Annotated in this window: 18 protein-coding genes and 1 pseudogene; 13 read left to right on the top strand and 6 right to left on the bottom strand. The window is 66.0% G+C overall.

Features of this window, described 5'->3' with window-relative positions:
* Nucleotides 1-3: 3 nt before the first annotated feature.
* Complete coding sequence (fmdA, locus tag EET10_RS12290) at nt 4-1263, bottom strand: formamidase (RefSeq protein ID WP_036401041.1); 1260 nt, start codon at nt 1261-1263, stop codon at nt 4-6.
* Nucleotides 1264-1402: 139 nt separating this feature from the next.
* On the opposite strand from fmdA, the gene EET10_RS12295 reads away from it, so the two are divergent.
* On the top strand, nt 1403-1690 hold the full coding sequence (locus tag EET10_RS12295) for an FmdB family zinc ribbon protein (protein ID WP_036401039.1): 288 nt from the start codon (nt 1403-1405) through the stop codon (nt 1688-1690).
* A 29-nt stretch (nt 1691-1719) separates the two neighbouring features.
* Here EET10_RS12295 and EET10_RS12300 read toward each other — a convergent pair whose 3' ends face one another.
* The gene (locus EET10_RS12300) at nt 1720-3549 is read right to left on the bottom strand and encodes an acyl-CoA dehydrogenase (protein WP_036401449.1); all 1830 of its coding nucleotides are present in this window, start codon (nt 3547-3549) and stop codon (nt 1720-1722) included.
* Nucleotides 3550-3672: 123 nt separating this feature from the next.
* A complete protein-coding gene (locus EET10_RS12305; protein WP_063467227.1) occupies nt 3673-4779 on the bottom strand; it encodes a PE family protein in 1107 nt (368 codons plus the stop codon).
* A gap of 337 nt (nt 4780-5116) precedes the next feature.
* Between EET10_RS12305 and EET10_RS12315 the strand changes: the two genes are divergently transcribed.
* The 6 genes and pseudogenes from EET10_RS12315 to EET10_RS12340 all read left to right on the top strand — a co-directional run bounded on the left by EET10_RS12315 (nt 5117) and on the right by EET10_RS12340 (nt 10747).
* Nucleotides 5117-7099, top strand: a complete 1983-nt coding sequence (locus EET10_RS12315) for a heavy metal translocating P-type ATPase (RefSeq protein WP_122502184.1) — start codon at nt 5117-5119, stop codon at nt 7097-7099.
* A gap of 139 nt (nt 7100-7238) precedes the next feature.
* On the top strand, nt 7239-7535 hold the full coding sequence (locus tag EET10_RS12320; protein WP_244601923.1) for a thioredoxin family protein: 297 nt from the start codon (nt 7239-7241) through the stop codon (nt 7533-7535).
* 43 nt (nt 7536-7578) lie between these two features.
* Nucleotides 7579-7908 (top strand): thioredoxin, encoded by a 330-nt coding sequence (trxA, locus tag EET10_RS12325; protein ID WP_036401032.1) that lies wholly within the window; start codon nt 7579-7581, stop codon nt 7906-7908.
* A gap of 50 nt (nt 7909-7958) precedes the next feature.
* Nucleotides 7959-8780 (top strand): annotated as a pseudogene (locus EET10_RS12330) (enoyl-CoA hydratase); the annotation flags it as partial.
* A 35-nt stretch (nt 8781-8815) separates the two neighbouring features.
* Nucleotides 8816-10444 (top strand): ABC-F family ATP-binding cassette domain-containing protein, encoded by a 1629-nt coding sequence (locus EET10_RS12335; RefSeq protein WP_036401030.1) that lies wholly within the window; start codon nt 8816-8818, stop codon nt 10442-10444.
* 78 nt (nt 10445-10522) lie between these two features.
* Entirely contained in the window at nt 10523-10747 is a 225-nt protein-coding gene (locus EET10_RS12340; RefSeq protein ID WP_036401446.1) for a helix-turn-helix domain-containing protein, read from the top strand.
* A gap of 52 nt (nt 10748-10799) precedes the next feature.
* Here EET10_RS12340 and EET10_RS12345 read toward each other — a convergent pair whose 3' ends face one another.
* Complete coding sequence (locus tag EET10_RS12345) at nt 10800-11363, bottom strand: TetR/AcrR family transcriptional regulator (RefSeq protein WP_036401028.1); 564 nt, start codon at nt 11361-11363, stop codon at nt 10800-10802.
* Between the two features lie 24 nt (nt 11364-11387).
* The gene (gene acnA / locus EET10_RS12350; RefSeq protein WP_167480169.1) at nt 11388-14219 is read right to left on the bottom strand and encodes an aconitate hydratase AcnA; all 2832 of its coding nucleotides are present in this window, start codon (nt 14217-14219) and stop codon (nt 11388-11390) included.
* 345 nt (nt 14220-14564) lie between these two features.
* Between acnA and EET10_RS12355 the strand changes: the two genes are divergently transcribed.
* The 6 genes from EET10_RS12355 (at nt 14565) to EET10_RS12380 (ending at nt 20845) form a co-directional block, all read left to right on the top strand.
* The gene (locus EET10_RS12355; RefSeq protein WP_036401023.1) at nt 14565-15143 is read left to right on the top strand and encodes an Rv1476 family membrane protein; all 579 of its coding nucleotides are present in this window, start codon (nt 14565-14567) and stop codon (nt 15141-15143) included.
* Nucleotides 15144-15373: 230 nt separating this feature from the next.
* Complete coding sequence (ripA, locus tag EET10_RS12360; RefSeq protein WP_122502186.1) at nt 15374-16789, top strand: NlpC/P60 family peptidoglycan endopeptidase RipA; 1416 nt, start codon at nt 15374-15376, stop codon at nt 16787-16789.
* Between the two features lie 10 nt (nt 16790-16799).
* Entirely contained in the window at nt 16800-17519 is a 720-nt protein-coding gene (gene ripB / locus EET10_RS12365) for an NlpC/P60 family peptidoglycan endopeptidase RipB (RefSeq protein ID WP_122502187.1), read from the top strand.
* A gap of 209 nt (nt 17520-17728) precedes the next feature.
* On the top strand, nt 17729-18853 hold the full coding sequence (moxR1, locus tag EET10_RS12370) for a chaperone MoxR1 (RefSeq protein WP_036401018.1): 1125 nt from the start codon (nt 17729-17731) through the stop codon (nt 18851-18853).
* Nucleotides 18850-19803: a DUF58 domain-containing protein gene (locus tag EET10_RS12375; protein ID WP_036401015.1), complete on the top strand. Its 954-nt coding sequence runs from the start codon at nt 18850-18852 to the stop codon at nt 19801-19803. The genes moxR1 and EET10_RS12375 overlap by 4 nt, the downstream gene beginning before the upstream one ends.
* A gap of 34 nt (nt 19804-19837) precedes the next feature.
* Nucleotides 19838-20845 (top strand): VWA domain-containing protein, encoded by a 1008-nt coding sequence (locus EET10_RS12380; protein ID WP_036401011.1) that lies wholly within the window; start codon nt 19838-19840, stop codon nt 20843-20845.
* Here EET10_RS12380 and EET10_RS31625 read toward each other — a convergent pair.
* Nucleotides 20842-20967, bottom strand: coding sequence for a hypothetical protein (locus EET10_RS31625; RefSeq protein WP_276862822.1), 126 nt, complete (start codon nt 20965-20967; stop codon nt 20842-20844). The two genes, EET10_RS12380 and EET10_RS31625, sit on opposite strands and share 4 nt — an antisense overlap.
* Nucleotides 20968-21043 lie beyond the last annotated feature (76 nt).

Here is a 21043-nt window from a genome sequence, read left to right on the forward strand (position 1 = left end):
CCGTCAACCGGCGAAGCTGGCCCGCGGCGCCCCCATGCCGGGGTCGACCCGATGCGGTCCAGATGCCGAGGGTGTGACCGGAAAGTCAAAGATCGCCGTCGGGATGTACACGGTGGCACACGAATTGGGAATATCGACCACGCCGGACAGGCGTCCCTCGACAGGGGCCGATCCGAGTAGCAGATAAGCCTGCTCGGGGCTATAGCCGAACTTTGTCAGGTAGTCGATCGCATGGAGGCAGGCGCGCTGGTAGGCGAGATCCGAATCGAGGTATTTCTGTTCGCCGTCCAAGGTCACCGACGTTCCCGAGAAGGCGATCCACTCCGAATACTGCGGGGCGGTATTGCCCGGGACAAAGATGGCGTTTTCATAGACGCCGTAGGTCTGCATGCCTCCTTTGATCACGTCCACATGGAGGTCGATGAAGCCACCCATTTCGATGGCGCCGCAGAAAGTGATCTCGCCGTCGCCTTGGGAGAAGTGCAGATCGCCGAACGACAAGTTGGCGCCGGGCACGAATACCGGATAAAACACCCGGGTACCTTTGGTGAGGTTTTTGATGTCCTGGTTGCCGCCGTTCTCGCGGGGCGGAGCGGTGCGGGCGGCCTCAGCCGCGACGCGGTTGAACTCGTCGCCGGTCAGCGAGCCCAGAATGGCGCCGTCTGGTTCCGGTGGCAGGGCTAGGGGCGGCACCCGGTTGGGATCCGTCGCGATGAGGGCCCCCTCGCGGCTGTTCCAGGTCGCCAGCAGCGGCGCGGACGGGGCCGTTCCCATGAGGCCGGGATGCACGATGCCGGTGTACTTGACACCGGGAATGTGTCGCGAGGTCGCCGTTTGTCCGGCGAAGTCCCAGATGGCCTTGTAGGCGTCGGGGAATTGATCGGTGAGAAACCCGCCGCCGTTGAGTTTGGCGAATATCCCGGTATATCCCCAGCCCTGTCCGGCAAGCGGGCCCGAGTCCTCCTGCGGGATGGGACCGAGGTCCAGGATGTCCACGATCAGTAGGTCGCCCGGTTCGGCGCCGTCGACCGCGAACGGTCCGGACAGGCAGTGCACATTCTGCAGGGGAGCGTTGAGGATGTCCCCGGCCGAATCGTCGTTGTGGATGGCGCCGTCAAACCATTCGCGGCAGTGTGCGCGGAACGTGGCACCGCGCTTGACGGTGACGGCCGGGGGGATGTCAGGATGCCAACGATTGTGGCCGATTATCTGTTGTTCGTTGAATTTCTTGGCCGAATCCAGCGGGAACAGTAATTCAGGCATGGGGCACACTCTGCACATGACGACCCTTGCAGCCCAAGATGGCCAGTAACTGTGATGGTGCTGATGATCTTCTGTAAACCGCCCCACGACAACGCAGGCGGCGGCCTAACGTCGCCGCCAACGACTTATAGTCGGCGGGGTGCCGACCTACCTATTCCGCTGCGCGCAGGGCTGTCCGAAATTCGTCGAGCAGCATCCGATGGCCTCAGTGCCCGACGGTGCCGACTGTCCGCAGTGCGCTTGCCCGGCCAGAAGGATTCCCGCTGTCCCTATGGTCGGTATCGGTCGCACCGCCGCGATGCAACTCCATGACCGCACCCGGGCCACCGCTGACGCACCGCAGGTGGTCAGCGGCCTGCCTCCGGCCCGACGTAGCAGGTCCAACATCACCATGAACCCACTGCACCGCGCACTGCCGCGGCCATAGCCGCACGCCGGCTTCGATGCCGACGCCCCTCAGAAGGCAGCTTCGGGCATGCGCATGATCTCGTCGTCGACGGATTCGATGACGGCCCGAACCCCGGACAGCTTGGGCAGCATGTTCTTGGCGAAGAAACCCGAAACCGCGACCTTGCCTCGATAGAACGCCTCGTCGTCCTTGGAAGGTCCGTTGGCCAATGCCGCATGGGCGACACCGGCTTGCACCAACAGCCGCCAGCCGATGATCAGGTCGCCGACCGCCAGCAGGTATCGCACCGACGCGAGCCCGACCTTGTAGATGTCGGTCGGGTGCTGCGCGGCGGACATCAGGTAGGTGGTCAGCGCGCCCGTCATTGCGGTGACCTCGTCGAGCGCGGTTTGCAACAGCGCGGCTTGTGGTTTCAGCGCTTCGTCGATGTTATCGATGGTCTGTGTTATCTGTGCCGTCACAAACTGCAGCGCCTTGCCGTGGTCGCGCACGATCTTGCGGAAGAAGAAGTCCAGCGCCTGGATGGCGGTGGTGCCCTCATACAGCGAATCGATCTTCGCGTCGCGGATGTATTGCTCGATGGGATAGTCCGTCAAAAAGCCCGAACCACCCAGGGTCTGCAACGACTCGGTCAGGACCTCGTAGGCCCGTTCTGAGCCGACCCCTTTGACGACCGGCAGCAGCAGGTCGTCCACGCGGTGCGCCATGTCTGGGTCGGCGCCCGAAACATGTTGCGCCACAGCGTTGTCCTGGTGCGCGGCGGCATAGAGATACAGTGCCCGCAGGCCCTCGGCGTAGGCCTTTTGGGTCATCAGGCTGCGGCGAATGTCGGGGTGGCGCATGATCGTGACGCGAGGCGCGGTCTTGTCGGTCATCTGGGTCAGATCCGCGCCCTGCACCCGTTCTTTGGCGTAGGCGAGCGCATTGAGGTAGCCGGTGGACAGCGTACCCGTGGACTTGACGCCGATGGTCATGCGGGCGTGCTCGATCACGGTGAACATCTGCGCGATCCCGTTGTGCACTCCGCCGACCAGGTAGCCGACCGCGGGCACGTCGGTGGCGCCGAAAGTCAACTCGCACGTCGGGGAGGACTTCAGCCCCATCTTGTGTTCCAGGCCGGTGACGTAGACGCCGTTGCGGGGGCCGAGTTCACCGGTGTCGGGATCGAAAAGGTAATTGGGCACATAGAACAGGCTCAATCCTTTGGTCCCCGGGCCGGCGCCCTCCGGCCGGGCCAGCACCAGATGGAAGATGTTCTCGGCCGTGTCGCCCACATCGCCGCCGGAGATGAACCGCTTGACGCCCTCGATGTGCCAGGTGCCGTCGGGTTGTTCGACGGCCTTGGTCCGGCCGGCACCCACATCGGAGCCAGCGTCGGGTTCGGTGAGCACCATGGTGGCCTGCCAGCCGCGTTCGACACCCATCGCCGCCCACTGCCGTTGCTGCTCGTTGCCCTCGACGTACAGGGACTGGGACAGCGTCGGGCCCAGGTTGTAGAAGGCCGCAGAAGGGTTGGCGCAGTAGATCATTTCGTTGACGGCCCAGACCAGCGGCGCGGGTGCGGGCATGCCGCCGATCTCCTCGGCCAAACCCAGGCGCCACCACTCGGCGTCCTTGATCGCTTGCACCGTTTTGACCAACTCGTCGGGCACGCTGATGGAGTGCGTGGCCGGGTCGAAGACGGGCGGGTTGCGGTCGGCGTAGGCGAAGGTCTCGGCGACCGGGCCTTCGGCCAGGCGGGCCGCTTCGGCCAGGATGGTGCGCACCGTGTCGGCGTCGAGCTCGTTGTAACGCCCGGTGCCGAGGACGGCGCCCACATCGAGGACCTCGAAGAGGTTGAACTCGAGATCGCGGACGTTGGCGATGTAGTGGCCCAATGCGGTTCCCTTCACTTCGACGGCTCGACCCCTGGGCGGGTTTTGATCCGGCCCAGTTTCCCCGAGTGAGGAAAACGTACGCAACCGTAACCAGTGGCACGGTGCGCTGACCTGCCGCTACGGTTAGCCGTTCGCGCCGTTTTGGCCGAACAGCAGCCCGCGCAGGCCGCCGGTGCCGGGCGTGCTGCCGGCGGCTGTGGCATTGCCGCCGTTGCCGCCATTGCCGATCAGCAGCGCGTTGCCGCCGTTGCCGCCGTTGCCTGGCGGGAATGCCCCGCCGTTGCCGCCGGCCCCGCCGTTGCCGATCAAGCCGGCCTGGCCGCCGCCCCCGCCGTTGGCATTGCTAAAGCCGTTGCCGCCGGCACCGCCGTTGCCGACGAAGAACCCGCCGCTGCCGCCAGCCCCGCCGGTCGCGGCGGAGAGAGCCTCCCCGCCGGCGCCGCCGTCGCCGAGCAGGAAGGCCCTGCCGCCGTTGCCGCCGCCGCCGAGGAAGCTACTGCCGCCACCACCGCCGTTTCCGTACAGCACGCCGCCGTTGCCTCCCGCGCCGCCGGCCCCCGCGCCGTTGGGGCTGATACCGCCGGCGCCGCCATGTCCAAACAGTAAGGCGGAGCCGCCGACACCGCCCGCACCGCCGCCGCCGCCACTGTTGCCGCCCGCACCGCCGTTGCCGAAGAACAGCCCACCGGTGCCGCCGGCGCCGCCGTTCGCGCCCGCTCCGCCCACGCCGCCGGCGCCGCCGAAACCGAGCAGGCCCGCCGAGCCGCCCCGGCCACCGGCCTGGCCAGCCACTCCATCGCCGCCTCTACCGCCGTTGCCGAACAAGATTCCGCCGTCCGCACCGGCCTTTCCCGGTCCGCCGTCGACCCCGTCACCGATCAGCGGGCGCCCGAGTAGCGCCAGGGCGGGCGCGTTGATCACGTCGAGCAGCGGCTGCAACGGGTTCGCCGCGGCAGCCTCGGCGCTGGCGTAGGCCTGCGCGCCGCCGAACAGGTTCTGCACGAATTGGTCGTGAAACGCCGCGGCCTGCGCGCTGAGCGCCTGGTAGTTCAGGCCGTGCTGCTGAAAGAACGCCGCGATGGCGGCCGATACCTCGTCGGCGCCCGCGGCCGCGAAGGCGGTTGTCTGAGCCGCCGCCGCCGAGTTGGCCTCACCGATGACCGAACCGATCCGCGCCAGATTTCCGGCTGCCCCCGACACGAAATCCGTATTTGCGACGACGAATGACATCCCGCACCTCCACAGTGAAGCGTCAGCGACGGACAATCTTATCGTGATTTCCGCTCCTGTGATTGCCCATTCACCGAGCAATTTCGACACTAATTTTTCTGCGCAGATGAAAATTTCACTCGTCCGCGGAATACCCGCCACGGTGGTAGCCGGGGTCTCGATGATGCCCGGCGGTTCGCTTGCCCACGGCACCGCCGGTGGGGGCGGCGGAACCGCTTACCTTGTGCCAGTGACCAATTCAATCGCATACCGCAATGCAATCGAGACACTCGGCGATCGCCGGCGTCCCTAGACTCGGTTCATCCTGACGAACTCCCCCCTCTGTGAGGCCGCCGGAATGACCTTGACCGCTGTTGAAGCGTGCACCTCCGAGGTTTCTTTCGACCACATTCCCGTTGCCGTCGCGCGGCCGCTGAGTTGGCGTGCGGCGCTGTGGTCGGTCATGTCGGTTCGCTGGGCCGCGTTCGCGTTGGCCTTGTTTCTTGCGGGGCTCGCGGCACAGCTGAACGGCGTACCGCGGCCCGTGTGGTGGACGCTGTATCTGGCCTGTTACCTCGCCGGCGGCTGGGGTTCGGCATGGGCTGGGGCACAAGCGCTTTGGAACAAGGCACTGGACGTAGACCTGCTGATGGTGGTGGCGGCGATCGGAGCGGTCGCAATCGGGCAGATCTTCGACGGTGCCCTGTTGATCGTGATCTTTGCGACATCAGGCGCCCTGGACGACGTGGCCACCAAACACACCGCCGATTCGGTCAAGGGGTTACTGGACCTTGCGCCGGAGCAGGCCGTGGTCGTCGACGGCGACGGTCGCGAGCGACTGGTTGCGGCCGGCGAGCTGGTCGTCGGTGACCGGGTACTGGTGCGGCCGGGCGAGCGCATACCCGCCGACGGCGCCGTGCTGTCGGGCTGCTCCGAAGTCGACCAATGCTCGATCACCGGCGAGTCCATCCCGATGGCCAAGGGCCGCGGTGACGAGGTGTTCGCGGGTACGGTCAACGGGTCGGGGGCGTTGCAACTGCTGGTCACCAGGGACCCGTCGCAGACAGTGGTGGCCCGCATCGTCGAGCTGGTCGCCGAGGCGTCGGCCACCAAAGCCAAAACCCAGTTGTTCATTGAAAAGATCGAGCAGCGGTACTCGGTAGCCATGGTGGTGGCGACCCTCGCACTGATCGTCATCCCATTGATGCTGGGCACGCCACTACAACCAGTTCTATTGCGCGCCATGACATTTATGATTGTAGCCTCGCCGTGCGCGGTGGTCCTGGCAACCATGCCGCCGCTGCTTTCGGCGATCGCGAATGCCGGTCGGCACGGGGTTCTGGTCAAATCGGCTGTGGTCGTGGAACATCTGGCCGACACCAGCATCGTCGCCTTGGACAAGACCGGCACATTGACCTGTGGCACACCGCAATTGACCACGGTCGAGCCGCTGCGCCCGGATGTGGTGGGTGTGCGCAAGTTGCTCCAATTAGCTGCTGCTGCGGAGCAATCCAGTGAACACCCGTTGGGCAGGGCCATCGTCGAGGAAGTTCGCCGGCGCGGTATCACCATCCCCGAGGCCGAGGATTTCCGTGCATCGCCCGGCCGCGGGGTGCGAGCCACCGTGGGTCGCGATTTCGTCGAGGTCTGCAGTCCGCAGAGCTACCGGGGAGTGCCGCTACCCGAGCTCGCGCCGATCCTCGACGCAGGCGCCACGGCCGCCATCGTGATGCTCAACGGCGTCGCAGCCGGCGTGCTGGGACTCACCGACCGGGTGCGCCCCGATGCCGCGGAGTCGGTGGCGTCCTTGACCGCACTGACGTCGGCGCCGCCGGTGCTGCTGACCGGGGACAACGGCTGCGCGGCCCGGTGGGCGGCACGGCGCGCCGGGATCAGCGATGTGCGGGCCGCGCTGCTGCCCGAGCAGAAGGTCGAGGCGGTCCGCGATCTGCAAGCCAGCGGTCACCGGGTTCTGGTCGTCGGCGACGGTGTCAACGATGCTCCCGCCATGGCCGTGGCCCGCACGTCCGTAGCGATGGGCGCCGGCGCCGACCTGACCTTGCAGACCGCCGACGGCGTCACCGTACGTGACGAACTGCGGGTCATCCCGACGATCATCGGGCTCGCCAGACAAGCCCGCCAGGTGGTGACCGTAAACCTGATCATCGCCGGCACCTTCATCAGCGTCCTGGCGTTATGGGATCTGTTGTGGCACTTGCCGTTACCGCTGGGTGTAGCCGGTCATGAAGGATCCACGGTGCTGGTCGCCCTCAACGGTATGCGGCTGCTGACCAACCGGTCCTGGCGTGCAGCGGCATCGATGGGCGCCCCAACGGACTGAATCCGCAGCGGTTCCGGCTGTGCACGACGTACGCTCGACGTCGCCGGACCCACCACGCCCGGAGCGGATAAGGGGACATGTGGCGACTCGAGATCTCACCGCCGAGAACTTCAAATAGACCGTCTACGGCAACGACAACGTGCTCGTCTACCTCTGGGCGCCGTTGTGCGCCCCGTGTGCGGTGTTGACGCCGACGTATGAGCACTCGTCGGACAAGCATCCCGACATCGTCCACGGCAAGGTTAACTTCGAAACCGAGCAGGAGTTGGTCTCGATCGCCGGGGTCAAGCTATTGCCCACGTTGATGGCGTTCAAGAAGGGCAAGCTGGTGTTCAAGCAGGCCGGTGTCGCCAACCCCGCGATCATGGATGATCTGGTGCGCCAGCTCCGGGCCCACCGGGTCGAGTCGCCGCCACGGCAGCGGGGGCTGCTCTAGACCACTTGGAACAAAGTCGCCCGCCCGAGGCGTTAGGGCAGTCATGGCAACCAAAGACCTCACTGCTGCGCAGTTCAACGAAACCGTCAACGACAACGACATGGTGCTCGTCGATTTCTGGGCCTCCTGGTGCGGCCCGTGTCGCGCCTTCGCGCCCACGTTCCAGGCGTCCTCGGAGAAACACCCCGACGTGGTGTACGCCAAGGTCAACACCGAAGAAGAGCAAGAATTGGCAGCGGCGGCCCAGGTCCGCTCGATTCCCACGCTGATGGCATTCAAGAACGGCCAACTGCTGTTCAACCAGCCCGGGGCCCTGCCCCCGGCGGCTCTGGAAGACCTGGTACAACAGCTCAAGGCCTATGAAGTCGCCTAGACCGTCATTGATCCGGCGGCGGTGACAGCCGGGCGCACCGCCGTACGCGATACCGTGCACGAGTGAGTTTGGTCCTGCTGGAATACCCGCGCCCAGATATCGCGCTGATCACCCTCAACCGGCCGGAGCGGATGAACTCCATGGCTTTCGACCTCATGGTGCCGCTCAAGGAGTCTCTGGAGACGGTTGGCAACGACAATTCGGTACGGGTGGTGGTGCTGACCGGGGCGGGGCGCGGTTTCTCGTCCGGTGCGGATCACAAGTCGGCGGGTGCGGTGCCGAATGTCGACGGCCTGACCCGGCCGACCTATGCGCTGCGGTCGATGGAGCTGCTCGACGAGGTCATCCTGAAGCTGCGCCGGTTGCACCAACCGGTGATCGCCGCGGTTAACGGCCCGGCCATCGGCGGGGGGCTGTGCCTGGCGCTGGCCGCGGACATCCGGGTGGCCTCCACGAGCGCTTATTTCCGGGCCGCCGGCATCAACAACGGGCTGACGGCCAGTGAGCTGGGGCTGAGCTATCTGTTGCCCAGGGCCATCGGATCCTCGCGTGCCTTCGAGATCATGCTGACCGGTCGCGACGTCGGCGCCGAGGAAGCCGAGCGCATCGGGCTGGTGTCCTGCAGGGTGCCCGACGGCCAGCTGCTGGACACCTGTTATGCGATCGCGGCGCGGATGGCGGCGTTCTCCCGGCCGGGAATTGAGTTGACCAAACGTACACTGTGGAGTGGACTAGACGCCGCCAGCCTGGAAGGGCATATGCAGGCCGAGGGTCTGGGGCAACTTTTCGTCCGGCTGCTCACAGCCAATTTCGAAGAGGCGGTTGCCGCGCGCGCCGAGAAGCGGCCGCCGGTCTTCACCGACGACAAGTAGCGGCACAACCAAGCACGCCACCAAGGAGAGCGATTGTGATCACGGCAACGGACCTCGAGGTCCGAGCTGGTGCGCGCATCCTGCTCTCGCCCGAGGGTCCGGATTTGCGCGTGCAGCCGGGCGACCGCATCGGTTTGGTGGGCCGCAATGGCGCCGGCAAGACCACCACGTTGCGCATCCTGGCCGGGGAGAGCGAACCGTATGCCGGATCGGTCAGTCGCAGCGGCGAAATAGGTTATCTGCCACAGGATCCCAAAGAGGGAGACCTTGACGTGCTGGCTCGGGACCGGGTGCTGTCGGCTCGTGGGCTCGACGTGTTGCTCACCGATCTGGAGAAGCAGCAGGCGTTGATGGCGGAGGTCGCCGACGACGAAGCGCGCGACCGCGCGATCCGCCGCTACGGTCAGCTCGAGGAGCGCTTCGTCGCGCTGGGCGGCTACGGCGCCGAAAGCGAGGCGGGCCGCATCTGCGCGAGTCTCGGCTTGCCCGAACGGGTGCTGACCCAACAACTGCGAACCTTGTCCGGAGGCCAGCGCCGCCGGGTCGAGCTGGCGCGGATCTTGTTCGCCGCCTCCGACAGCGGCGCTGGTTCGGGGACCACGCTGCTGCTCGACGAGCCGACCAACCACCTCGACGCGGATTCGATTGGCTGGCTGCGGGATTTCCTGCGGTCACACACCGGTGGGCTGGTGATGATCAGCCACAACGTCGACCTGATCGCCGACGTGGTCAACCGGGTGTGGTTTTTGGATGCGGTGCGCGGCGAGATGGACGTCTACAACATGGGCTGGCAGAAATATCTCGATGCCCGGGCGACCGACGAGCAGCGTCGTCGCCGGGAACGTGCCAATGCCGAACGCAAGGCCGCCGCGCTGCGAACCCAGGCCGCCAAGCTGGGCGCCAAGGCCACCAAGGCCGTTGCGGCACAGAACATGTTGCGTCGGGCCGATCGGATGATGGCGGCGCTCGACGAGGAACGGGTAGCCGACAAGGTGGCCCGGATCAAGTTCCCCACCCCGGCGGCCTGCGGCCGCATCCCGCTGGTGGCCAAGGGGCTCAGTAAGAGCTACGGATCGCTGGAAGTGTTCAGCGGTGTCGACCTGGCCATCGACCGGGGCTCGCGCGTCGTCGTGCTCGGACTCAACGGCGCCGGCAAGACCACGCTGCTGCGGCTGCTGGCCGGTGTCGAAACGCCCGACACCGGCGCGCTGGAGCCCGGACATGGCGTGCGCATCGGCTATTTCGCGCAGGAGCACGACACGCTGGACAACGACGCGACCGTCTGGCAAAACGTTCGGCACGCCGCACCCGAAACCGGTGACCAGGAGTTGCGCGGCCTGCTGGGCGCGTTCATGTTCAGCGGCCCGCAGCTCGAGCAACCGGCGGGCACACTGTCCGGCGGCGAAAAGACGCGCCTCGCGCTGGCCGGGCTGGTGGCCTCCACGGCGAACGTGCTGCTGCTCGACGAACCGACCAACAACCTCGATCCCGCCTCGCGCGAACAGGTCCTTGACGCACTGCGCAGCTATCGCGGCGCGGTGGTGCTGGTGACCCACGATCCCGGTGCCGCCGAGGCGCTCGACCCGCAACGGGTCGTGCTGTTGCCCGACGGCACCGAGGACTATTGGTCCGAGGAGTATCGGGACCTCATCGAGCTGGCCTGAGAAATCGCAAGCATTTTCGGCCAAAGCGGTCCCGATATCGCTGGCCGGTTCTTACCCTGGAAGCCGGGGATCGTGACCATGCGTGGGAGGCAGCCGGTGAGAACCCAGCGGAAGTCGAAGAAGACGCGCGAACAGTTGTTGCACGAGTTGCGCAACGCCTATGAGGGCGGAGCCAGCATCCGCAAATTGGCGGCCAGCGTCGGGCGATCGTACGGATCCGTTCACAGCATGTTGCTCGAATCCGGTACCACAATGCGCAGCCGCGGCGGACCAAATCATCGCGCCCGGCCGGCGCGAGCGTAACATCACGGCGAGATTCGGATTTTTCGCCGTGGCGTTATGCGCACGGCCCAAATCAGCGGCGGCGCACCGAATTTTCCACCAGGTCCAGTACGGCGGAGAGCCGCTGGGGGTCTTCGCCGGAGGCAAGCCTGGCCACCAACCCGTCGAGGACCAGATCCAGGTAGCACTGCAACACATCACTGGGAACGTCGTCGCGCACCCGTTTGGCCTGCTTCTGCCGGCGTAGTCGATCGGTCGTCGCGGCGGCCAGTTCCAGGGAGCGCTCCGCCCAGCCGCGGTTGAATGCCGGGTCATTGCGTAGCTTGCGCGCGATCTCCAGCCGGGTGGCCAGCCAGTCGAACTGCTCCGGCGCGGCGAGCATGTCACGCATCACCTGGATGAGGCCTTCACGCGACGCGACATCGGCCATCCGCTCAGCGTCCTCGTGTGCCAGCGCGAAGAACAGCGCGTCCTTGTCCCGGAAGTGGTGAAAGATCGCTCCGCGCGACATACCGATCGCCTGTTCCAGACGCCGGACCGTGGCCTTGTCGTAGCCATACTCGGCGAAGCAGCGACGTGCGCCGTCGAGGATCTGGCGGCGGCGAGCCGCCAGATGGTCCTCGCTGACTTTTGGCATGACCAGGGCTGGGGTCGCCTGGCGTTAACCCGATTTGAGCATGTTGCGCAGCACGAACTGCAGGATGCCGCCGTTACGGTAGTAGTCGGCCTCCCCGGGTGTGTCGATGCGTACCACCGCGTCGAACTCAACCGGATCGCCGGACTCCTTGGTGGCTTTGACGTGCACCGTCTTGGGCGTCTTCCCGTCGTTGAGCGCCACGATCCCGGTGATGTCGAAGACCTCGGTGCCGTCCAGTCCCAGCGAGGAAGCCGACTCTCCTTCGGGGAATTGCAGCGGAATCACCCCCATGCCGATCAGGTTGGAGCGGTGAATCCGCTCGAACGACTCGGCGATCACGGCCCGCACACCCAGCAGCAACGTGCCCTTGGCCGCCCAGTCCCGGGACGAGCCGGACCCATATTCTTTACCGCCGAGCACCACCAGCGGAATATCTTGTGCCGCATAGTTTTGCGCTGCGTCGTAGATGAACGCCTGCGGCCCGCCCTCCTGGGTGAAGTCGCGGGTGTAACCTCCGGAAACGACCTCTCCCAATGTGCGAAGTAGCTGGTTCTGAAGCCGGATGTTGGCGAACGTGCCGCGAATCATCACCTCGTGGTTGCCACGCCGAGAGCCAAAGGAGTTGTAGTCCTTGCGCGCTACGCCATGTTCGTCAAGGTATTGCGCCGCGGGGGTGCCCGGCTTGATGCTTCCGGCGGGGGAGATGTGGTCGGTGGTCACCGAGTCACCGAGCAGCGCTAGTACCCGGGCACCGCTGATGTCGGCCACCGGCTCCGGCTCGGCCGACATTCCCTCGAAATACGGCGGCTTGCGGACGTACGTCGAATCTTGGTCCCACTCAAAGGTATTGCCGCTCGGGGTCGGCAGGTTACGCCAGCGCTCGTCACCCTTGAACACGTCGGCGTAGTTCTTGGTGAACATCTCCTGGTTGATCGCCGACGCGATGGTGTCGGAGACGTCTTGTTGCGACGGCCAGATGTCTTTGAGGTAGATGTCGTTGCCCTCTTTATCTGTGCCCAACGGCTGCGAATCGAAGTCGAAGTCCATGGTCCCGGCGAGCGCGTAGGCAACCACCAACGGTGGTGAGGCGAGGTAGTTCATCTTCACATCGGGGTTGATTCGCCCTTCGAAGTTGCGGTTGCCCGACAGCACGGCGGCCACCGAAAGGTCGTTGTCGTTGATCGCCTTCGAAATCTCCTCGGGCAGCGGGCCCGAGTTGCCGATACATGTGGTGCACCCGTAGCCGACGAGATAGAAGCCGAGCTTCTCCAGATACGGCCACAGCCCGGCCTTGTCGTAATAGTCGCTGACCACTTGGGAGCCCGGCGCCATGGTGGTCTTCACCCACGGCTTGGCGGCCAGCCCCATTTCGACGGCGTTTTTCGCCAGCAGCGCCGCGCCCAGCATCACCTCCGGGTTGGAGGTGTTGGTGCACGAGGTGACCGCAGCGATCACCACCGCGCCGTGGTCGAGCACGAATTCGCCGAGTTCGTCGGACTTGACCGTCACCGGGTTGCTCACCCTGCCCTTGGCGTGTTTGGCGGCCGACTCCACCGGGGTGTGGTCGTCGGCGTGGCCGTTGCTCAGCGCCCCCGGGTCGCTGGCCGGGAACGTCTCGTCGACCATCTCGTCGAGCTTCGAGTAGTCCTTCTTGTCTGGGTCGTCACCGACATAGTTCGGAATCTGCTCGCGGAATGTGGATTTGGCGTCCGACAACGCGATGCGGTCTTGCGGGCGTTTGGGACCCGCAATCGACGGCACCACGTCGGACAGGTCGAGTTCGATGTATTCCGAGTACGCGGGTTCGTGCTTCGGGTCGTGCCACAAGCCCTGTTCTTTGGCGTAGGCCTCGACCAGCGCCAGCTGCTCCGGGTTGCGGCCGGTGAACCGCAGATAGCTGATGGTCTCCTCGTCCATCGGGAAAATGGCTGCGGTAGAACCAAATTCGGGGCTCATGTTGCCCAGGGTGGCGCGGTTGGCCAGCGGCACCTCGGCCACACCCGCGCCGTAGAACTCGACGAACTTACCGACCACGCCGTGCTTGCGCAGCATCTCGGTCACGGTCAGCACGACGTCGGTTGCCGTGACTCCGGGCTGGATCTCACCGGTCAGCTTGAAGCCGACCACGCGCGGGATCAGCATCGACACCGGCTGACCCAGCATGGCCGCTTCGGCCTCGATCCCACCCACGCCCCAGCCCAGTACACCGAGGCCGTTGACCATCGTGGTATGCGAGTCGGTGCCCACACAGGTGTCCGGGTATGCGACCCCGTCGCGGTCCATGACCACACTGGCCAGGTATTCGATGTTGACCTGGTGCACGATGCCGGTGCCCGGCGGCACCACCTTGAAGTCGCGGAAAGCGCCCTGGCCCCAACGCAAGAACTGATAGCGCTCGCCGTTGCGCTGGTATTCGATCTCCACGTTGCGCTCGAACGCGTCGGCCCGCCCGAACAGGTCGGCGATCACCGAGTGGTCGATCACCAGGTCCGCCGGCGCCAGCGGATTGACCTTGTCGGGCTTGCCGCCCAGATCGGCGATGGCCTCCCGCATGGTGGCCAAGTCGACGATGCAGGGCACGCCGGTGAAGTCCTGCATGACGACCCGCGCCGGCGTGTACTGGATTTCGACGCTGGGCGCGGCTTCGGGGTCCCAGTTCGCGATGGCTTCGATGTGATCCTTGGTGATGTTGCTGCCGTCTTCGTTACGGAGCAGGTTCTCCGCGAGAACCTTGAGGCTGTAGGGGAGTCTGCTGGTGTTGGGGACGGCGTCGAGGCGATAGATCTGGTAACTCCGGTCGCCGACCTTGAGTGTGTCGCGGGCTCCGAACGAGTTCACAGACTCTGTGCTGGTCACATCAACTCCCGAGGATTCAGTTCTGCCGCCGGCGGGCCGTGCCGGCGGTGCTTCACATGCCCAGCCACTTTAACAGTACGTTTGTCCTGCATTGCGGTTGGTACCCGTGCTCTCCAGTCTTGTCGTGCCGGGCGCGAGTTGAAAAGCCCCTCGCCGATTGGACTGGCCGTGATACCCACGACGCGGCGGCAGTGTCGCGGGCGCTCCGACGGCTTCGCGTGCGTCGCCAGGGCGGATACATTGCCGGGCGAAATTGCCATCCCCACGGGCACACTGAACGCTGCCGACGCATCCGCAACGCGTACGGTTCCTGTAGCACCGCGGGAGGTGTGAGAGGAGCTAGACATGACCGGGCACGAGACCGCAGGCCAGCTGCCGTTACCCCAGACGATCCCGTTCCTGCCGGCCTACATTCCACAGGACGTCGACATGACGGCGGTCAAGGCAGAAGTCGCGGCGGTCGGCGTCAGCGCGCCACCGGCGGCCGTGCCGGGATTGCTCGAGGTGGTCAACCACGCGCACGACGAGGGCATCAACCTCAAGATCGTCCTGCTGGACCACAACCCGCCCAATGACACTCCGTTGCGGGATATCGCGACCGTCGTGGGCGCCGATTACAAGGACGCGACGGTGTTGGTACTCAGTCCCAGCTACGTCGGCAGCTACAGCACGCAGTACCCGCGGGTCACCCTGGAGGCGGGGGAGGACCTTTCCAAGACCGGCAACCCGGTGCAGTCCGCGCAGAGTTTCTTGCACGAGCTGGACACACCGGAGTTTCCCTGGGCCGGGTTGACCATTTTTTTGCTGATTGCGGTGCTTGCCGCGGCCGTCGGCACCCGGTTCATGCAGCTGCGCGCTCGGCGGTCAGCAACCTCGGGCAGCAGTGCCGACACGACTTCGGATCAAGCCGGCCAGGGCATCTAGCCAGCATGTGAGCCTCGGCCGAGCATCGTGCGCCAGCCATGTGGCTGGCCGGTGGCAAACGCTTCACATCACCATTCGGTCACATTAATTGCACGTCCAGGGTGCACTTTGTGACATACGTTTCTTTAGCGTCAGGTGTGACGTACGGTGCGAATGATGATTGTGATGCCATTAGCGCTTTCGGCGCTGACTGCCGTCCGTCCGGTTTGAGCCATAGGAGACCAGAGTCGATGAGACGGACCCGAGTTGGCTCTGCTTCACGATCGGCAGCACGGTTGGTGCGGCCGGCCATTCCGTCGGTCTTGAGTGTGCTCTTGCTGGTATCGACTCCTGGACTGGCGCCCGCCGCTCCCGGCACTGACCCCATCGCCGCGCTGATCGCGGAGGTCGCCAAGGCCAATCAGCGGCTGGAGGACCTCAGCGCCGCCGTGGAGATGGAGCAGGAGAGCGTCAACAAAGCGATGGTCGCCGTGGAGACCGCTCGTGACGAGGCCACCGCTGCCGAACATGAGCTCGAGATCAGCCAGCAGGCCGTCAAGGACGCCAACGCGGCGATCTCCGCAACCCAACACCGATTCGACATCTTCGCCGCGGCCACCTATATGAATGGCCCGTCCGACAGCTACCTGACAGCCAAGAGCCCCGACGACATCATTGCCGCGGCGACCGCGACGAGGGCGATGACCGCCAGCGCCCAGACGGTGATGGCCAACTTGCAGCGGGCCCGAACCGAACATGTGAACAAGGAATCGGCGGCGCGGCTGGCCAAGCAGAAGGCCGACAAGGCCGCTGCCGACGCCAAGGCCAGCCAGGACGCGGCGGTGGCCGCCCTTACCGACACCCAGCGCAAGTTCGACGAACAGCGCGAGGAGGTCAATCGCCTGGCCGCAGAGCGAGACGAGGCGCAGGCCAGGCTGCAGGCGGCCAGGCTGGTCGCCTGGTCCTCGGCCGGCGGGCAGGGCACGCCCGGTGAGATGTGGGACCCGGGCGCAGGACCCGGCGGCGGCCGCCGCTGGGACGGGTGGGATCCCTCGTTGCCGCAGATTCCCAGCGCCAACATCCCCGGCGACCCGATCGCGGTGGTCAACCAGGTGTTGGGCTACTCGGCGACCTCGGCACAGGTCACCGCCCAGATGGGACGAAACTTCCTGCAGCAGTTGGGCATCCTCAAGCCCACCGATACCGGGATCACCAACGCGCCGGCGGGTTCGACGCATGCCGGCCGGATTCCGCGGGTCTACGGACGGCAGGCCAGCGAGTACGTGATCCGTCGGGGCATGTCGCAGATCGGGGTGCCGTATTCCTGGGGCGGTGGAAACGCGGCGGGGCCGAGTAAAGGCATCGACTCCGGGGCCGGCATTACCGGCTTCGACTGTTCCGGACTGGTCTTGTATTCGTTTGCCGGTGTTGGCATCAAGCTGCCGCACTACTCGGGTTCGCAATACAACCTGGGCCGCAAGATCCCGACTTCCCAGATGCGTCGCGGCGACGTCATCTTCTACGGCCCCGGCGGCAGTCAGCACGTGACGATCTATCTGGGTGACGGTCAGATGCTCGAGGCGCCCGACATCGGCCTGAAGGTCCGCGTAGCGCCCGTGCGCACCAGCGGCATGACGCCCTTTGTGGTGCGCTACATCGAGTGGTGAACGGGGATTTATGCGGCACAAGCGATTTCGTCTGATCAACCTAGCCTGGATCACCGCGATGGTGACTGGGCTCTTGGTCGCTGTAGCGGCGCCGGCCGACGCCGATCCCGGTCAGTGGGATCCGACTTTGCCGGCAGCCGCCAGCGCGGGCGCACCCGGAGATGCGCTCGCCGTCGCTAACGCGTCGCTCCAGGCCACCGCCCAGGCCACCCAGACCACCCTCGACTTGGGGCGACAGTTTCTGGGCGGGCTGGGCATCAACCTCGGCGGCAGTCCTGCCCCCGGTGCCGCCAACACCAGCCCCAGCCGGATTCCGCGTGCCAACGGCCGGCAGGCCATCGAGTACGTGATCCGCCGGGCCGGATCACAGATGGGGATCCCCTATTCCTGGGGCGGCGGCACTTTGGAGGGTCCGAGTAAGGGCGTGGACTCCGGCGCCGGGACCGTCGGCTTCGACTGCTCGGGGTTGATGCGCTACGCCTTCGCGGGCGTGGGCGTGCTGATCCCGCGGTTTTCCGGTGACCAGTACAACGCGGGCCGCCACATCCCGCCCGGCGAGGCCAGACGCGGCGACCTGATTTTCTACGGCCCGGGCGGTAGCCAGCATGTCACCATGTACCTGGGCAACGGTCAGATGCTCGAGGCGTCGAGCCTCGCCGGCAAAGTCACGGTGAGCCCGGTGCGTAAGGCCGGCATGACACCGTTCGTGACCAGGATCATCGAGTACTGAGCCCGGTGCGACTCCGGCGACTGTCCGGAGCACCTCGTCCACTTCCCCCGGACGGTTGCGTCCCGCCCGGACGGTCTAGGGTGGCCGGGCAGGAACCGCGGCGTCGACGGAATCCACGGCGCCTGGAATAGTTGAACGCGGGCACGTCGCTGCCCCGCGGCGTTGGTCGTGTCAGCAGTCGTGTCTGATCGAGCGGTGGAGGGTTGTCGATGACAGCAGCAGGTGGCGGTTACCCGGGTCCGGGCGGGCAATCCGGCGCGCCGGCCCATGAGGTGTCCGCGGGTGGTCCTGGTGGTTCTGACGGGCTGGCCGCCGAGGTACACACGCTCGAGCGGGCCATCTTCGAGGTCAAGCGGATCATCGTGGGCCAGGACCAGCTGGTGGAGCGGATGCTGGTCGGTCTGCTCTCCAAGGGCCACGTCCTGCTCGAGGGCGTGCCGGGGGTTGCCAAGACGCTGGCTGTGGAAACCTTCGCGCGAGTCGTCGGCGGGACATTCGCCCGGATCCAGTTCACCCCCGACCTGGTGCCCACCGACATCATCGGTACCCGCATCTACCGGCAGGGCAAGGAGGAATTCGACACCGAGCTCGGGCCGGTGGTGGTCAATTTCCTGCTCGCCGACGAGATCAACCGTGCCCCTGCCAAGGTGCAATCGGCGCTGCTGGAGGTGATGCAGGAACGTCACGTCTCCATCGGCGGTAAGACCTTCCCGCTGCCCAACCCGTTCCTGGTGATGGCGACGCAGAACCCGATCGAACACGAGGGCGTCTACCCGTTGCCCGAGGCGCAGCGCGACCGCTTCCTGTTCAAGATCAACGTCGGCTACCCCTCGGCTGAGGAAGAGCGCGAGATCATCTACCGGATGGGCGTCACCCCGCCGCAGCCAAAGCAGATCCTCAACACCGGCGACCTGGTGCGGCTACAGGGAATCGCGGCCAACAACTTCGTGCACCACGCGCTCGTCGACTACGTGGTGCGTGTCGTCTTCGCCACCCGGACACCCGAACAGCTCGGGATGAACGACGTCAAGAGCTGGATCGCCTTCGGCGCGTCTCCGCGAGCTTCGCTGGGCATCATCGCCGCCGCTCGGTCGCTGGCACTGGTGCGCGGGCGTGATTACGTGATCCCGCAGGATGTCATCGAAGTCATCCCCGACGTGCTGCGCCACCGGCTCGTGCTCACCTACGACGCGCTGGCCGATGAGATCACCCCGGAGATCATCATCAACCGGGTGCTGCAGACGGTCGCCCTGCCGCAAGTGAACGCCGTTCCGCAACAAGGCCATTCGGTGCCGCCGGTCATGCAGGCGGCGGCTGCGGCTAGCGGCCGGTGACCGAAAGCAAGGCGCCGGCGGTCGTCCCTCCGCCGTCGTTGCTGCGCGGTGACATCGACGACCCCAAGCTGTCGGCGGCGCTGCGGACCCTGGAGCTGACCGTCAAGCACAAACTCGACGGTGTCCTGCACGGCGATCACCTCGGCTTGATCCCGGGGCCGGGCACGGAGCCGGGCGAGTCGCGTCTCTACCAGCCCGGCGACGACGTGCGCCGGATAGACTGGGCGGTCACCGCCCGAACCACTCACCCCCACGTGCGGCAGATGATCGCCGACCGGGAACTGGAAACCTGGCTGGTGGTGGACCTGTCGGCCAGCCTGGACTTCGGTACCGCCGTCTGCGAGAAACGTGACCTCGCGGTGGCGGCGGCGGCCGCCATCACCTTCCTCAACAGCGGCGGCGGCAACCGGATCGGCGCACTGGTCGCTAACGGCGCCACGATGACTCGGGTGCCGGCCCGTACCGGCCGCCAGCATCAGCACACCATGTTGCGCACCATCGCCACCATGCCCAAGGCTCCAGCCGGGGTACGCGGCGACCTGGCGGTGGCCATCGATGCGCTTCGCCGCCCGGAACGCCGTCGGGGGATGGCGGTGGTCATCAGCGACTTCCTGGGGCCGATCAACTGGATGCGGCCGCTGCGGGCGATCGCGGCCCGCCACGAGGTGCTGGCCATCGAAGTCCTGGATCCGCGCGACGTCGAGCTGCCCGATATCGGCGATGTGATCTTGCAGGACGCCGAAAGCGGCGTCACCCGCGAATTCACCATCGACACACAGCTGCAGAACGATTTCGCCAGGGCGGCGGCGGCGCACCGCGCCGACGTGGCCCGGACCCTCCGCGGTTGCGGCGCACCGGTGCTGACGCTTCGCACCGACCGCGACTGGCTGGCCGACATCGTCCGCTTCGTCGCCTCCCGTCGACGTGGTGCCATGGCGGGGGCTCAGTGACACACCTGCTCGCATCTTTTATGACGGGTCTGATATGACGCTGCCGTTGCTCGGGCCGATGACGCTGTCCGGCTTCGAACACTCGTGGTTCTTCCTGTTCCTCTTCGTCATCGTCGGTCTGGTGGCGCTGTACATCGTGCTGCAGCTGGCGCGCCAGAAGCGGATGCTGCGGTTCGCCAACATGGAGTTGCTGGAAAGCGTGGCCCCCAAGCGGCCCTCCCGCTGGCGGCATGTCCCGGCGATCCTGCTGGCGTTGTCGCTGGTGCTGCTGACGACCGCGATGGCCGGACCGACGCATGATGTCCGGATTCCGCGCAACCGGGCGGTCGTGATGCTGGTGATCGACGTGTCGCAGTCGATGCGCGCGACCGACGTCGAGCCCAATCGCATGGGGGCTGCGCAGGAGGCCGCCAAGCAGTTCGCCGACGAGCTGACCCCCGGCATCAACCTCGGACTGATCGCGTACGCGGGCACCGCGACGGTGCTGGTGTCACCGACGACCAACCGGGATGCGACCAAGAACGCGCTGGATAAGCTGCAGTTCGCCGACCGCACCGCGACCGGGGAGGCCATCTTCACCGCTTTGCAGGCCATCGCCACGGTGGGTGCGGTGATCGGTGGGGGTGACACGCCTCCTCCGGCGCGCATCGTGCTGTTCTCCGACGGCAAGGAGACGATGCCGACCAATCCGGACAACCCCAAGGGCGCCTATACCGCCGCGCGCACCGCCAAAGACCAGGGCGTGCCGATCTCGACCATCTCCTTCGGCACCCCATATGGCTTCGTCGAGATCAACGGCCAGCGTCAACCGGTGCCCGTCGACGACGAGACGATGAAGAAGGTCGCCCAACTCTCCGGCGGAAACGCCTACAACGCGGCGACCCTGTCCGAACTGAACGCCGTCTACGCGTCGCTGCAGCAGCAGATCGGCTACGAAACCATCAAAGGTGACGCCAGCACAGGATGGCTGCGGCTGGGTGCGCTGGTGCTGGCGCTGGCCGGCCTGGCCGCGCTGTTGATCAATCGTCGGCTGCCGACCTAACCTCGCGCCGAACGTAACGCCAGGGCGAAAATCGCGCCGGATTTCGCCGTGGCGTTACAGTCGGCGCGCTCGTGCTCGCGCATCCGGTGGACGACATCCTCGGGGTGGTCTTCAGCTGCCACTTGGATCACTTTCCACCGGTAGCACTGCTCCAGCTTGGCGCGGTGCCGGATGTCCTTCGCATATTGACGGCGGTTG

The organism is Mycobacterium pseudokansasii (assembly GCF_900566075.1).
Lineage (GTDB): Bacteria > Actinomycetota > Actinomycetes > Mycobacteriales > Mycobacteriaceae > Mycobacterium > Mycobacterium pseudokansasii.

Bases quoted from the DNA above. Each gene is read 5' to 3' on its own strand.
- ripB (WP_122502187.1), top strand. From the start codon at position 16,800: ATGCGGCACAAGCGATTTCGTCTGATCAACCTAGCCTGGATCACCGCG.
- EET10_RS12380 (WP_036401011.1), top strand. From the start codon at position 19,838: ATGACGCTGCCGTTGCTCGGGCCGATGACGCTGTCCGGCTTCGAACAC.
- EET10_RS12345 (WP_036401028.1), bottom strand. From the start codon at position 11,363: ATGCCAAAAGTCAGCGAGGACCATCTGGCGGCTCGCCGCCGCCAGATC.
- trxA (WP_036401032.1), top strand. From the start codon at position 7,579: ATGGCAACCAAAGACCTCACTGCTGCGCAGTTCAACGAAACCGTCAAC.
- EET10_RS12340 (WP_036401446.1), top strand. From the start codon at position 10,523: ATGCGTGGGAGGCAGCCGGTGAGAACCCAGCGGAAGTCGAAGAAGACG.
- EET10_RS12305 (WP_063467227.1), bottom strand. From the start codon at position 4,779: ATGTCATTCGTCGTCGCAAATACGGATTTCGTGTCGGGGGCAGCCGGA.
- moxR1 (WP_036401018.1), top strand. From the start codon at position 17,729: ATGACAGCAGCAGGTGGCGGTTACCCGGGTCCGGGCGGGCAATCCGGC.
- EET10_RS12315 (WP_122502184.1), top strand. From the start codon at position 5,117: ATGACCTTGACCGCTGTTGAAGCGTGCACCTCCGAGGTTTCTTTCGAC.
- ripA (WP_122502186.1), top strand. From the start codon at position 15,374: ATGAGACGGACCCGAGTTGGCTCTGCTTCACGATCGGCAGCACGGTTG.
- fmdA (WP_036401041.1), bottom strand. From the start codon at position 1,263: ATGCCTGAATTACTGTTCCCGCTGGATTCGGCCAAGAAATTCAACGAA.
- EET10_RS12355 (WP_036401023.1), top strand. From the start codon at position 14,565: ATGACCGGGCACGAGACCGCAGGCCAGCTGCCGTTACCCCAGACGATC.